Origin of the sequence: Methylomicrobium album BG8 (assembly GCF_000214275.2) — a bacterium.
Classification (GTDB): Bacteria; Pseudomonadota; Gammaproteobacteria; order Methylococcales; family Methylomonadaceae; genus Methylomicrobium; species Methylomicrobium agile.
This window is the reverse complement of record NZ_CM001475.1, coordinates 3,721,972-3,735,016: the sequence shown is the minus strand read 5'-3', so window position 1 is coordinate 3,735,016 and position 13,045 is coordinate 3,721,972. Positions and strand designations below refer to the sequence as shown.

The window sequence follows — 13,045 nt, the reverse complement described above, 5'->3', positions numbered from 1 at the left end:
AAATATAAACGATGCAGATCGAATTCAATCTTGATGGCCGGAGCGGGCCGAAGGGACCGGCCCCGGTGCGGAAAAACGCTCAATGGCTGCTGTGTCTGGCTTTAGTCTCGCCGTTAACGGGCTGCTCGCTCTTCACCGCCGCACCGCCCGAAGTTTCCTATTCCAAGACGGTAAATCAGGCGCTTTATCATCTGGAGCCCTGGGCGCTGGATGGGCGGGTTGCGCTGACGGGGGCGCAGGATTCCTGGACTGCCGACCTGGCTTGGTCGCACCGGCGCGACGATGAGCGAATCAGTTTGTCGGGGCCATTGGGGCAGGGCGCGGTGAAAATTCATCTCTCCGGCGAAACGGTGACGGTGGCCGAAGGCGACGGCAAGGTAGAGTCTTCCGACGATCCCGAAGGTTTCATTAATCAACGACTGGGCATGTTCGTGCCGGTGACTTCGTTGCGTTATTGGGTTTTGGGGGTGCCGGAGCCCGAGCTGGACTTCGAAGAGACCGGCAAGGGTTTCAGGCAGGCGGGTTGGACGATTGCATTTCAGGCGATGCAGCGGGTCGGGGATTGGCTTTTGCCGCGCAAGATGTCGGTTGCGAATGAGCGGGTCAAGTTAAAACTGATTATCAATGAATGGACACTCCATGATGGAAAAATGCGTTAATCTGCCTGCCTGGACCGAGAAGTGGCCGGCGCCGGCCAAGCTGAACCTGATGTTGCGCATCACCGGCCGCCGTCCCGATGGCTACCATTTGCTGCAAACGGTTTTTCAGTTCATCGATTTGTGCGACTGGATCCGGTTTCATCCGGTCGACGAAGACCGGGTCAGCCTTTATCAAACGCTGCCAGGCGTTGCGGAAGCGGATGATCTGACCGTCAGGGCCGCGCGGGTGCTGAAAGCTGAGACCGGGTATGCCGGGGGGGTCGGGATCGAGGTCGAAAAAAACCTGCCGATGGGCGGGGGGCTTGGCGGTGGCAGTTCCGATGCCGCTACCACGCTGGTCGCACTGAATTATTTGTGGGGATTGGGGTTGTCGGTCGAGCGGTTAATGCGGCTCGGATTAAGCCTGGGCGCCGATGTGCCGGTCTTTGTGTTCGGGCAGGCGGCCTGGGGCGAGGGCGTCGGCGAAAAGCTGGAGCCGATTCGGGTGCCGGAATGCTGGACGGTCGTGATTCGTCCGGATTGCCATGTGAATACCGGAGAAATTTTTTCTGATAAAAACTTGACAAGAGATAGTAAGTCGATCAGAATAGCGGACTTTATCGCCGGCCAACATCAAAATGATTGTCTTGATGTGGTGGTGCGGCGTTACCAGGCAGTAAAAGATGCTCTGGTTGTTTTATCCGAATTTGCCGAAGGCAGGCTGACAGGGACGGGGGCTTGTGTTTTTGCGCAGTTTGATTCGGAGCAGTCCGCAAAGAGTGCCTATCGGTCGCTCGCCGCTAAATGGCGGTGTTATTTGGTCAAGGGGGTTAATGAATCCCCTTTGTATGCGAAGCTTAGGGCTGTCGAGAATATTTCATGAATTATTGGGCCGTCGCCAAGCGGTAAGGCACGGGGTTTTGATCCCCGCATACCAAGGTTCGAATCCTTGCGGCCCAGCCATTTTTATCCGCATCAAGTCGAGTTCATTTTAGGAGTAAAAAATGAATGAAGCCGCAATGATGGTGTTTTCCGGAAATGCCAATCTGGCTTTATCAGAAGGCATTGTAAGGAAGCTCAATATGCGGCTCGGTTTGGCGAGTGTGGGTCGGTTTAGCGATGGCGAGGTGGCTGTCGAAATTGGGGAAAACGTTCGGGGCAAGGACGTTTTCGTGATCCAGCCGACCTGTTCGCCGAACAACGACAACTTGATGGAATTGTTGGTGATGATCGATGCGCTGAAGCGGGCGTCGGCATCGCGGATTACGGCGGTGATCCCTTATTATGGTTATGCCCGGCAAGACCGGCGCACCCGTTCGGCGAGAGTGCCGATTACGGCCAAGCTTGTGGCGAAGATGATCGAGCAGGCCGGGGCGCATCGGTTGTTGACCGTCGATCTGCACGCGGATCAGATTCAAGGTTTTTTTGATATTCCTGTCGATAATGTGTATGCGTCTCCGATTCTGTTGGGTGATGTGTGGCGGCAGAAATATCACAGGCTGATGGTGGTGTCGCCCGATGTCGGGGGAGTGGTAAGGGCTCGTGCGTTAGCCAAAAGATTGGATGATGCCGATCTTGCGATTATCGATAAGCGTCGTCCGAAGGCGAATGTGTCGGAAGTGATGCATATCATCGGCGACGTCGAAGGTCGTAGCTGCGTTCTGATTGATGATCTTGTCGATACGGCGGGTACCTTATGTCATGCGGCAAAGGCGCTAAAAGATCACGGGGCGCTCAAGGTGGTGGCTTACTGTACGCATGCCGTTTTATCGGGAGCGGCCATCTCGAATATAGAGCGCTCGGTGCTGGATGAGTTGGTGGTGACTGATACAATTCCGCTGCGCCCGGAGGCTGAGGCGCTGGGAAGGATTAGGCAGCTCAGTGTGGCTGAGATGCTTGCTGAAACCATCCGGCGTATTGCCGTCGGCGAATCGGTCAGTTCTTTATATGTCGATTGATACAAATAAAGTTTTGCGCTTTGAGGCGCGGGGTTAAGAGATAAAATGTCTAACGTATTCGAATTTGTTGCTCAGGCTCGTGGGCGGTCAGGAAAAAACGCGGCAAGAGGTACGCGCCGCCAAGGTAATGTTCCGGCTGTGATATACGGTGGTCATCAAGAGCCGCAAATGCTGGTTTTGAATCATAACGAAGTGATTAAACATCTTGAGCACGAAGCGGTTTATTCTCATATTCTCGACGTCACGATTGATGGCAAAACCGAAAAAGCGGTTTTGAAGGGCGTTCAGCGCAATCCGGCAAAGTTTCAAATCATGCATCTCGACTTCATGCGGGTTAGTATGTCGGAAGCCATTAAAGTGCATGTGCCATTGCATTTCGTCAATGAAAGTACTTCGGTTGGCGGTAAGAAGGGCGGCGTTGCGGCCCATTCTCTGGTTGATGTAGAGGTGTCCTGTTTGCCGGGTGCATTGCCCGAATTTATCGAGGTCGATCTGGCGAATCTGGATATTGGTGCTTCGATTCATTTATCGGATCTGGTGTTGCCTGCCGGTATTGAAATCGTCGCGTTGGTGCAAGGTCCGGAACACGATTTGCCGGTGGTATCGATGATGCCGGGTAAAACGGGTCAGGACGAGTCGGCTGCTTAAGTAAGGGTGATAAAGCTTATTGTTGGTTTGGGAAACCCCGGTCGGCAATATGAAAAGACCCGGCACAACGCCGGGTTTTTATTTGTAGATTGTCTTGCACGCGATTTAGGTTCCGCATTTGCGCAGGCCCCGCGATTTTTGGGTGAGTTTGCCGAGTGTAGGATAGGAGGTGAAAAACTCCTGTTATTGAAACCCGCGACTTTTATGAATCGCAGTGGGCAGTCAGTCGCGGCGCTGGTGAAGTACTATAAGCTTCCGCCGGAGCAAATGCTGGTTGTGCATGATGAGCTCGATTTCAATCCGGGCGTCGTCAGGTTGAAAAAAGATGGCGGGCATGCCGGGCACAACGGCCTGCGCGACATTATTGCTCATTTAGATACAAAGGATTTTTACCGTTTAAGGTTGGGGATAGGTCGTCCGCCAGTCGGAAAAGCGGTGGCGGATTTTGTTTTGTCTGTGCCTTCCAGGCAGGAAGCGGATTTGCTGGATGGTGTAATCAAAACCGGATTGAGTTTCGTTCCTCAGATGGTGGTAGGCGAAATCGATGCGGTAATGAACAAAATCAATGCCTAGGAACTGGAATTTTAAAATCATTTGCTAAATCTTTTGTTGACAAAAGATTTTTAATAAAAGATAATAAACGACTAACTCGTTATCGGAGAGGTTCCCGAGCGGCCAAAGGGATCAGACTGTAAATCTGCCGGCTCTGCCTTCGGAGGTTCGAATCCTCCCCTCTCCACCAACTTTTTTGAAGTATGCGGGTGTAGTTCAATGGTAGAACTCCAGCCTTCCAAGCTGATCACGTGGGTTCGATTCCCATCACCCGCTCCAAAAAAATTCTGAGACACCGCCCATATAGCTCAGTAGGTAGAGCACTTCCTTGGTAAGGAAGAGGTCACCGGTTCAAATCCGGTTATGGGCTCCAGAAATTTGAATGTTTTTACAAGGTTTATTCACATGGCCAAAGAGAAATTTTCCCGTAGCAAGCCACACGTAAACGTCGGCACGATCGGACACGTCGACCACGGCAAGACGACCTTGACCGCGGCATTGACCAAAGTCATGGCGGAACTGCAAGGCGGCGAAGTCAAAGCGTTCGACCAGATCGACAATGCGCCGGAAGAGCGGGCGCGGGGGATCACGATCGCCACCTCGCACGTGGAGTACCAATCGGCAGCCCGGCACTATGCGCATGTGGACTGCCCGGGCCATGCGGACTACGTGAAGAACATGATTACCGGTGCGGCGCAGATGGACGGCGCGATCCTGGTGGTCTCGGCGGCCGACGGCCCAATGCCGCAAACCCGCGAGCACATCCTGTTGTCCCGCCAGGTCGGCGTGCCCTACATCGTGGTGTTCCTGAACAAGGCGGACATGGTGGACGATGCCGAGCTGATCGACTTGGTTGAAATGGAAATCCGCGAGCTGCTGGACCTGTACGAATTCCCGGGCGACGACACCCCGATCATCGTCGGATCGGCCTTGAAGGCCCTGGAAGGCGACCAAAGCGAAGTAGGCGTGCCCGCCATCATCAAACTGGTCGACGCCCTGGATAGCTATATCCCGCTACCGGAGCGCGCCGTGGACGGTGCCTTCCTGATGCCGATCGAAGACGTGTTCTCGATCTCGGGTCGCGGTACGGTCGTCACCGGCCGGGTCGAGCGCGGTATCATCAAGGTCGGTCAGGAAGTGGAAATCGTCGGCATCCGTCCGACCCAAACCACCACCTGCACCGGCGTGGAAATGTTCCGCAAGCTGTTGGATCAAGGCCAGGCGGGCGACAACGTCGGCATCCTGCTGCGCGGCACCAAGCGCGATGACGTGGAGCGCGGCCAGGTGCTGGCGCAAAAAGGCACGATCAAGCCGCACAAACAGTTCAAGGCGGAAATCTACGTGTTATCGAAGGAAGAAGGCGGTCGTCATACCCCCTTCTTCGATGGCTACCGGCCACAGTTCTATTTCCGGACCACCGACGTGACCGGTGCGGTCAAGCTGCCGGAAGGCACCGAAATGGTGATGCCGGGCGACAACATCGCCGTCGAAATCACCCTGATCTCGCCGATCGCGATGGACGAAGGGTTGCGGTTTGCGATTCGCGAAGGCGGCCGTACCGTCGGTGCGGGCGTTGTGGCCAGCATTATTGAATAATAATTACGATTAAGTTAAAATTCGCAGTTCTGTAGGTTTTCGTAATAGGTCAGTAGCTCAATTGGTAGAGCAGCGGTCTCCAAAACCGCAGGTTGGGGGTTCGAGACCCTCCTGGCCTGCCATTACGAATAGCCTGAAAGCATTTTGCTGACTTTAAGAATATGAATACACAAGCCGAAGCTCAGACATCGATACTGGATATTGTTAAGCAAGTTTTTTCCGTGGTATTGGTGGTCGGCGGTGTCGCTGCATTCTATTATTTTTCGGAACAGGTGCAGCTGATTTACCGGGTGCTTGGCTTGATCGTGGTCATCGGCACGGTTCTGGGTTTGATGTTTACGACCGGATTGGGAAGGTCGGTGTGGTCTTTTATACAGGAATCGAAAATCGAAGTCAGAAAAGTCGTTTGGCCAACGAAAGATGAAACGACCCGTACTACCCTGCTGGTGTTTGCGATGGTGACGGTCGTGGCATTGATTCTTTGGTTGCTGGATATGTTTCTTTTTTGGGGTGTGCGTCTTTTAACGGGTCAAGGCGGGTAATCGAATGGCATTGCGATGGTATGTGGTGCATGCTTACTCAAATTACGAAAGTAAAGTAAAGCAAGCGCTCGAAGAAAGAATCAAAAGAGAGGGGCTTGAGCAATATTTCGGCAAGATTCTAGTGCCCACCGAAGAGATCGTCGAAATGCGCTTGGGGCAGCAGCGGAAGAGCGAAAGAAAGTTTTTTCCCGGCTATGTTCTCGTACAGATGGAGCTGACCGACGAGACTTGGCATTTAGTGCGCGATGTGCCGAGAGTATTGGGGTTCATCGGAGGCACCTCGGACAGACCGGCGCCGATCTCCGAAAAAGAAGCGATGTCGATTTTGAACCGGGTTGAGGAAGGGATTAATAAACCGAGGCCGAAAGTTTTGTTCGAAGTCGGCGAGGTGATCCGGATCATCGATGGGCCATTCAAGGATTTCAATGGGGTCGTCGAAGAAGTCAACTACGAAAAAAGCAAATTGAAATTGTCTGTTTTGATCTTTGGACGGTCAACATCAGTTGAACTGAGTTTCAATCAGGTCGAAAAAAGCTGAGAAACCGCAATTTGTCGTTATCTGAATCCCTGTCTGCATAAGACGGGGATTTTCATGTCTGGGGGGAGCAGAAATGCGTTTGCACCCAATTTGGAGTAACAATGGCTAAAAAAATTACAGCATACATCAAACTGCAAGTCAAAGCAGGTGAGGCGAATCCGAGTCCGCCGGTTGGCCCGGCATTGGGTCAGCGCGGTGTCAACATCATGGAGTTCTGCAAGGCATTCAACGCCAAGACTCAAGATGTCGAAAAAGGTCTGCCGTTACCTGTTGTCATCACTGTTTACAGCGACCGCAGTTTCACCTTCATCACTAAAACCCCTCCGGCCACGATTTTGCTGAAGAAAGCCAGCGGCATCAAGAGCGGCAGCAGCAACCCGAACACCAAGAAGGTCGGTACCGTCACCCGTGCACAGTTGGAAGAAATTGCCAAGACCAAAATGGAAGATTTGAATGCGGCGGATCTGGAAGCGGCTGTGAAAACGATTGCCGGCAGCGCGCGCAGCATGGGCTTGAATGTGGAGGGTTTGTAATGGCCAAGTTATCTAAAAAAGCGAAATTAATCAGAAGCAAGGTCGAAAGAACCAAGCAATATTCGGTTACCGATGCGGTTGCGCTGTTGAAAGAGCTGGGTACCGCGAAATTCAGCGAATCGATCGATGTCAGCGTAAATCTGGGCGTCGATCCGCGTAAATCCGACCAAAACGTCAGAGGGGCGACCGTTCTGCCTAACGGTACCGGTAAGACCGTACGTGTTGCGGTGTTTGCGCAAGGCCCGAACGCCGATGCAGCCAGAGCGGCAGGTGCCGATATCGTCGGCATGGACGATCTGGGCGATCAGGTCAAGAGAGGCGAATTGAACTTTGACGTGGTGATCGCATCCCCCGATGCAATGCGTGTCGTCGGTCAGCTCGGTCAAATCCTGGGGCCGCGCGGCTTGATGCCGAATCCGAAAGTCGGCACCGTGACGCCCGATGTGGCGACCGCGGTCAGAAATGCCAAATCCGGTCAGGTCCGTTACCGTACGGACAAAGCCGGTATCATTCATTGTACGCTCGGCAAGATCGGCTTCGATGCGGCTGCGATTCAGGGCAACCTGGAAGCGTTGCTGGCTGACCTGAAGAAAGCCAAGCCTGCAACATCCAAGGGCATTTACATCAAAAAAATTACCTTATCATCAACGATGGGTCCCGGCCTGTGGCTGGACCAAAACAGTCTTTCGATCTAGAGGCTGGATAAACTTTGGGTTGCCGGTAACAGCGGCAACCGTCAAAGACCGCAGGTGTTACAACAACTTAATTTCCTGCGCAGACGGAAGCTGGAACCTAAACATATTGGGGAAAGGGTCCGTGAGGTGCATCCCAACGGATGCGTTTTATCACGCTGGGCAACTTAATCCAGCAACTTACCGGAGGTAGGCTGTGGCACTCAATTTAGACGGCAAAAAAGCTGTTGTCGAAGAAGTCGCTGAATATGCCGTTAAAGCTCATTCTGCCATCGCTGCAGAATATCGTGGTCTGACCGTAACGGAACTGACCGAATTGCGTAAGACCGCGAGAGAGACGGGCGTATATTTGCGAGTGGTCAAGAACACCCTGGCAAGACGCGCAGTCGCCGGAACCGAATTCGAATGCATGCAATCCGGGCTTGTCGGTCCGTTATTGTTGGCATTTTCGATGGAAGATCCAGGTTCGGCAGGGCGATTGATTCACGAATTTGCCAGAACGCATGACAAGTTAATCACTAAAGTCGTGGCGATCGGCGGTCAGGCCTATGGCCCGTCCGAGCTGGCGCGTTTGGCGAGCTTGCCGAACCGCGAACAAGGCATCGCGATGCTGATGTCGGTCATGAAAGGGCCGGTCAGCAAACTGGCACGTACCTTGGCGGCGATCAGAGACCAGAAAGAAGCGGCATAAGCTTGAATTCACCCGTTTACACAAATTTTTAGAGGTATATTAAGATGGCAGTAACAAAAGAAGACATCCTGGATGCGGTTGCGAACATGACCGTGATGGAAATCGTTGATTTGATTTCAGCGATGGAAGAAAAATTCGGTGTGACCGCAGCGGTTGCAGTGGCAGCAGCTCCGGCGGCAGGCGGTGCCGCGGCAGCGGTTGAAGAGCAAACCGAATTCGATGTCATCTTGACTGGTTTCGGCGAGAATAAAGTTGGCGTCATTAAAGCGGTTCGCAGTATCACCGGTTTGGGCCTGAAGGAAGCAAAAGACGCGGTAGAAGGCGTACCGACTACTTTGAAGGAAGGCGTATCGAAAGCCGAAGCCGAAGAATTCAAGAAGCAATTGCTCGATGCAGGCGCAACCGTCGAAATCAAATAATTGCATTTGATCAAAATCCGGCGCAAGCCAAATGAGTACGGCTGGTGGTAGAATTACCACCGGCCTTTTACTGTTTCCAGTCGAAAAACAGTAAAAACAGTCTATGACGAAAAGGTTTGGAATCGATATGTCCTACTCTTTTACCGAAAAAAAGCGTATCCGTAACAATTTTGGCAAAAGTACCGAAGTACTTGACGTGCCATATCTCTTAGCCACCCAGATTAATTCATACGCCAGTTTCCTGCAATCGGGCGCTTCTCCTCAAAAACGCGCCAATATCGGCCTCCATGCCGCTTTTTCGAGCGTATTTCCGATTGAAAGCCATTCCGGCTATGCCGTGCTGGAATATGTCAGCTATCGCTTGGGCGAGCCTGTATTCGATGTCCGCGAATGCCAACAGCGCGGCGCGACCTTTGCGGCGCCTCTGAGAGTATTGGTCCGGCTGGTTATTTACGACAAAGATGCGCCTGCAACCGCTAAAGTGGTCAAGGACATTCGTGAACAGGAAGTTTACATGGGCGAACTTCCTTTAATGACCGAAAACGGGACGTTTGTGATCAACGGCACCGAGCGAGTCATCGTTTCGCAATTACACCGTTCGCCCGGCGTGTTCTTCGATCACGACAAGGGTAAAACCCACTCGTCCGGAAAGCTGTTATTCAACGCGCGCATCATTCCTTACCGCGGCTCCTGGCTGGACTTCGAGTTCGACCACAAGGATTGCGTGTACGTGCGTATCGACCGCCGTCGAAAAATCCCGGCGACGATTCTGCTCAGAGCGCTGGGTATGGATAACGAAGAGATCATCAAGATCTTCTTCGAAACGAACAAATTTACGATCAGCGCCGATCAGGTGCTGTTCCATGTCGTGCCTGAAAGAATGCGCGGCGAAATCGCGGCATTCGATATCAGGCACGGCGACCAGGTGATCGTCGAAGAAGGCCGCCGCATCACCAGCAAGCATATCCGCCAGATGCTGGCGGCGGGGCTGACTCAAGTTGCGGTACCGAAAGACTATCTGGTCGGCAAGATTCTTGCCAGCAATATTATCGACCACTCGACCGGTGAATTGCTGGCCAGCGTCAACGACGAGCTGACGCTGGCCGCGATTGAGCGCTTCATCGAGCACGGCATCAGCGAGATCGACACCTTGTTCGTGAATGACCTGGACAGAGGTCCGTATATTTCGAACGCAATGCGCCTGGACGTTACGACCAACCAGATGGAGGCATTGGTCGAAATTTACCGGATGATGCGTCCCGGCGAGCCGCCGACCAAAGAATCGGCTGAAAACCTGTTCCAGAATCTGTTTTTTACCGACGAACGCTACGATTTGTCGACAGTCGGCCGGATGAAATTCAACCGCCGTCTGGGCCGGACCGAAATCACCGGTCCCGGCACGCTGAGCAAGGAAGACATCATCGATGTCCTGAAAGAACTGATCGATATCCGGAACGGCAACGGCAATGTCGACGACATCGACCATTTGGGCAACCGGCGCGTGCGGTCGGTCGGCGAAATGATCGAGAACCAGTTCCGCGTCGGCTTGGTGCGCGTCGAGCGCGCGGTCAAGGAACGCTTGACCCTGGCTGATTCCGAAGGCCTGATGCCGCAGGAAATCATCAATGCGAAACCGGTTTCGGCGGCGGTCAAGGAATTCTTCGGATCGAGCCAGCTGTCGCAGTTTATGGATCAGAACAATCCGCTGTCGCAGGTGACCCACAAGCGCCGGGTATCGGCGCTGGGTCCCGGCGGTCTGGCGCGCGAGCGTGCGGGTTTCGAGGTGCGCGACGTGCATACCACGCACTACGGCCGGGTTTGTCCGATCGAAACGCCGGAAGGTCCGAATATCGGGTTGATCAACTCGTTGTCGGTCTATGCCCGGACCAACGAATATGGCTTCCTGGAAACGCCTTACCGTAAGGTGGTGGACGGCAAGGTCACCGACCAGGTCGACTATCTGTCCGCGATCGAGGAAGGCGAATACGTGATCGCGCAGGCGAGTGTTCCGGTCGACGAAAACGGCAAGCTGATCGAAGGTTTGGTATCCTGCCGTCACAAGGACGAATTTACGCTGGCGATGTCCGACACCGTGCAGTATATGGACGTGTCCTCGAAACAGATCGTTTCGGTCGCGGCCTCGATCATTCCGTTCCTCGAACACGACGACGCGAACCGCGCGTTAATGGGATCGAACATGCAGCGCCAGGCCGTGCCGACGTTGCGCGCGGAAAAACCGCTGGTCGGCACCGGCATGGAACGGACCGTCGCGAAAGACTCCGGTGTTGCGGTGGTGGCGACGCGCGGCGGCAGCATCGAAGCGATCGATGCGGCCAGAATCGTGGTGCGTGTGAACGACACCGAAACCGAAACCGGTGCGCCGGGTGTCGATATTTACAATCTGACCAAATATACGCGCTCGAACCAGAATACCTGCATCAACCAGAAGCCGCTGGTCAAACCGGGGGACATCGTCAAAAAAGGAGACATCCTGGCTGACGGTCCGTCGACCGATTTGGGCGAATTGGCGCTTGGCCAGAACATGCTGGTCGCGTTCATGCCGTGGAATGGCTATAACTTCGAAGATTCGATCCTGGTTTCCGAACGTGTCGTGAAGGAGGATCGCTTCACCACGATTCACATCGAAGAAAAGACCTGTGTCGCACGCGATACCAAGCACAGCCCTGAAGAAATTACTGCCGATATTCCGAACGTCAGTGAAGAAGCGTTGTCAAAATTAGATGAATCCGGAATCGTCTATGTCGGCGCCGAAGTGAAGCCGGGCGACATTCTGGTCGGTAAAGTGACGCCGAAGGGTGAAACCCAACTGACGCCGGAAGAAAAATTGCTGCGCGCGATTTTCGGCGAGAAGGCGGCGGATGTGAAGGATACCTCGTTGCGTGTGCCGAGCAGCATCGAAGGCACCGTGATCGACGTGCAAGTCTTTACCCGCGACGGCGTCAAGAAAGACAAGCGTGCGCTGGAGATCGAAGACGCCGAAATCAAGCGTTACCGGAAGGACTTGGATGACCAGCTGAAAATTCTGGAAGGCGACATCTATGCGCGGATCGCCAAGGCGATTACCGGCAAGCTCGCTCAATCGGGCCCTGGGCATTTGAAGGCCGGCAGCGAAGTGACCGCGGATTATCTGGCCGGATTGAAACATTCGGACTGGCTGAAGATCCGGATGAAAGACGAAGACATCAACGTGCAGATCGAAGCGGCAGCCGAACAAATCGAGCAGCAGCGCAAGGCATTCGATGAAAAATTCGAAAATAAGCGCAGGAAAATCACGATGGGCGACGATCTGCCGCCCGGTGTATTGAAAATGGTCAAGGTGTATCTGGCGGTCAAGCGGCGCATCCAGCCGGGCGACAAGATGGCGGGCCGGCACGGAAACAAAGGGGTTATCTCGATGATTCGTCCGGTCGAGGATATGCCTTATACCGCCGACGGCAATCCGGTCGACATCGTGTTGAACCCTCTCGGCGTACCGTCGCGGATGAACGTCGGCCAGGTGCTCGAAACCCACTTGGGCTGGGCCGCGAAAGGGCTTGGCATCAAGATCGGCAAGATGCTCGAAGCGAGAGCCAAGATCAACGAGATTCGCGAGTATCTGGACAAGATTTATAATTCGAGCGGCCGGAAAGAAAATCTGGGCTCCTTCTCGGATAAAGAGATCCTGGAATTGGCGCAAAATCTGGTCGGCGGCGTGCCGATGGCGACGCCGGTCTTCGACGGTGCGACCGAGGAAGACATTCGTACCATGCTCAGGCTGGCGGATCTGCCGGAACACGGGCAGACCGTGTTGTACGACGGCCTGACAGGGGAAGCGTTCGAGCGCGAAGTCACAGTCGGCTACATGTACATGCTGAAACTGAACCACCTGGTCGACGACAAGATGCATGCGAGATCGACCGGTCCCTACAGCCTGGTTACGCAACAGCCGCTGGGCGGCAAAGCCCAGTTCGGCGGCCAGCGTTTCGGGGAAATGGAAGTCTGGGCACTCGAAGCTTACGGCGCGGCTTATACCTTGCAGGAAATGCTGACGGTCAAGTCCGACGACGTGACCGGCCGGACCCGGATGTACAAGAATATCGTCGACGGCGACCACAAGATGGATGCCGGCATGCCGGAATCGTTCAACGTATTGATCAAGGAAATCCGTTCATTGGCGGTCAATATCGAATTGGAACGCGATTAAACGCCAGCTTGGCATATAACCGGTAGCCTGTCCC

At 53.9% G+C, this 13,045-nt stretch carries 13 protein-coding genes and 5 tRNA genes; all 18 read left to right on the top strand.

Annotated elements, in window-relative coordinates:
* Window positions 1-11 precede the first annotated feature (11 nt).
* The 18 genes from lolB (at window position 12) to rpoB (ending at window position 13,011) form a co-directional block, all read left to right on the top strand.
* On the top strand, window positions 12-659 hold the full coding sequence (lolB, locus tag METAL_RS16175; protein ID WP_005374015.1) for a lipoprotein insertase outer membrane protein LolB: 648 nt from the start codon (window positions 12-14) through the stop codon (window positions 657-659).
* Window positions 640-1,521 (top strand): 4-(cytidine 5'-diphospho)-2-C-methyl-D-erythritol kinase, encoded by an 882-nt coding sequence (gene ispE, locus METAL_RS16170; protein ID WP_005374007.1) that lies wholly within the window; start codon window positions 640-642, stop codon window positions 1,519-1,521. The genes lolB and ispE overlap by 20 nt, the downstream gene beginning before the upstream one ends.
* A gap of 5 nt (window positions 1,522-1,526) precedes the next feature.
* Window positions 1,527-1,601 (top strand) — tRNA-Gln (locus METAL_RS16165).
* Window positions 1,602-1,642: 41 nt separating this feature from the next.
* Window positions 1,643-2,596, top strand: a complete 954-nt coding sequence (locus tag METAL_RS16160; protein ID WP_005374006.1) for a ribose-phosphate diphosphokinase — start codon at window positions 1,643-1,645, stop codon at window positions 2,594-2,596.
* A gap of 45 nt (window positions 2,597-2,641) precedes the next feature.
* Window positions 2,642-3,244, top strand: coding sequence for a 50S ribosomal protein L25/general stress protein Ctc (locus METAL_RS16155; protein WP_005374003.1), 603 nt, complete (start codon window positions 2,642-2,644; stop codon window positions 3,242-3,244).
* Between the two features lie 6 nt (window positions 3,245-3,250).
* Window positions 3,251-3,817: an aminoacyl-tRNA hydrolase gene (gene pth, locus METAL_RS16150; RefSeq protein WP_005374001.1), complete on the top strand. Its 567-nt coding sequence runs from the start codon at window positions 3,251-3,253 to the stop codon at window positions 3,815-3,817.
* An 84-nt stretch (window positions 3,818-3,901) separates the two neighbouring features.
* Window positions 3,902-3,986 (top strand) — tRNA-Tyr (locus METAL_RS16145).
* Window positions 3,987-4,001: 15 nt separating this feature from the next.
* Window positions 4,002-4,075, top strand: a tRNA-Gly gene (locus METAL_RS16140).
* 18 nt (window positions 4,076-4,093) lie between these two features.
* A tRNA-Thr gene (locus METAL_RS16135) sits at window positions 4,094-4,169 on the top strand.
* Window positions 4,170-4,201: 32 nt separating this feature from the next.
* Window positions 4,202-5,392 (top strand): elongation factor Tu, encoded by a 1,191-nt coding sequence (gene tuf / locus METAL_RS16130; RefSeq protein ID WP_005373968.1) that lies wholly within the window; start codon window positions 4,202-4,204, stop codon window positions 5,390-5,392.
* A 46-nt stretch (window positions 5,393-5,438) separates the two neighbouring features.
* A tRNA-Trp gene (locus tag METAL_RS16125) sits at window positions 5,439-5,514 on the top strand.
* A 39-nt stretch (window positions 5,515-5,553) separates the two neighbouring features.
* Window positions 5,554-5,934, top strand: a complete 381-nt coding sequence (gene secE / locus METAL_RS16120) for a preprotein translocase subunit SecE (RefSeq protein WP_005373999.1) — start codon at window positions 5,554-5,556, stop codon at window positions 5,932-5,934.
* Window positions 5,935-5,938: 4 nt separating this feature from the next.
* Window positions 5,939-6,472 carry a transcription termination/antitermination protein NusG gene (gene nusG, locus METAL_RS16115; protein WP_005373997.1) on the top strand — a complete coding sequence of 178 codons (534 nt, stop codon included), beginning with the start codon at window positions 5,939-5,941 and terminating at the stop codon, window positions 6,470-6,472.
* Window positions 6,473-6,573: 101 nt separating this feature from the next.
* Window positions 6,574-7,005, top strand: a complete 432-nt coding sequence (gene rplK / locus METAL_RS16110) for a 50S ribosomal protein L11 (protein WP_005373988.1) — start codon at window positions 6,574-6,576, stop codon at window positions 7,003-7,005.
* The gene (gene rplA / locus METAL_RS16105) at window positions 7,005-7,700 is read left to right on the top strand and encodes a 50S ribosomal protein L1 (RefSeq protein ID WP_005373987.1); all 696 of its coding nucleotides are present in this window, start codon (window positions 7,005-7,007) and stop codon (window positions 7,698-7,700) included. Before rplK ends, rplA begins: the two co-directional genes overlap by 1 nt.
* Before the next feature lie 193 nt (window positions 7,701-7,893).
* The gene (gene rplJ / locus METAL_RS16100) at window positions 7,894-8,388 is read left to right on the top strand and encodes a 50S ribosomal protein L10 (RefSeq protein ID WP_005373986.1); all 495 of its coding nucleotides are present in this window, start codon (window positions 7,894-7,896) and stop codon (window positions 8,386-8,388) included.
* 44 nt (window positions 8,389-8,432) lie between these two features.
* Entirely contained in the window at window positions 8,433-8,807 is a 375-nt protein-coding gene (gene rplL, locus METAL_RS16095) for a 50S ribosomal protein L7/L12 (protein WP_005373982.1), read from the top strand.
* Window positions 8,808-8,934: 127 nt separating this feature from the next.
* Entirely contained in the window at window positions 8,935-13,011 is a 4,077-nt protein-coding gene (gene rpoB, locus METAL_RS16090) for a DNA-directed RNA polymerase subunit beta (protein ID WP_005373980.1), read from the top strand.
* Window positions 13,012-13,045 lie beyond the last annotated feature (34 nt).

Bases quoted from the DNA above. Each gene is read 5' to 3' on its own strand.
- lolB (WP_005374015.1), top strand. From the start codon at position 12: ATGCAGATCGAATTCAATCTTGATGGCCGGAGCGGGCCGAAGGGACCG.
- ispE (WP_005374007.1), top strand. From the start codon at position 640: ATGATGGAAAAATGCGTTAATCTGCCTGCCTGGACCGAGAAGTGGCCG.
- METAL_RS16160 (WP_005374006.1), top strand. From the start codon at position 1,643: ATGAATGAAGCCGCAATGATGGTGTTTTCCGGAAATGCCAATCTGGCT.
- METAL_RS16155 (WP_005374003.1), top strand. From the start codon at position 2,642: ATGTCTAACGTATTCGAATTTGTTGCTCAGGCTCGTGGGCGGTCAGGA.
- tuf (WP_005373968.1), top strand. From the start codon at position 4,202: ATGGCCAAAGAGAAATTTTCCCGTAGCAAGCCACACGTAAACGTCGGC.
- secE (WP_005373999.1), top strand. From the start codon at position 5,554: ATGAATACACAAGCCGAAGCTCAGACATCGATACTGGATATTGTTAAG.
- nusG (WP_005373997.1), top strand. From the start codon at position 5,939: ATGGCATTGCGATGGTATGTGGTGCATGCTTACTCAAATTACGAAAGT.
- rplK (WP_005373988.1), top strand. From the start codon at position 6,574: ATGGCTAAAAAAATTACAGCATACATCAAACTGCAAGTCAAAGCAGGT.
- rplA (WP_005373987.1), top strand. From the start codon at position 7,005: ATGGCCAAGTTATCTAAAAAAGCGAAATTAATCAGAAGCAAGGTCGAA.
- rplL (WP_005373982.1), top strand. From the start codon at position 8,433: ATGGCAGTAACAAAAGAAGACATCCTGGATGCGGTTGCGAACATGACC.
- rpoB (WP_005373980.1), top strand. From the start codon at position 8,935: ATGTCCTACTCTTTTACCGAAAAAAAGCGTATCCGTAACAATTTTGGC.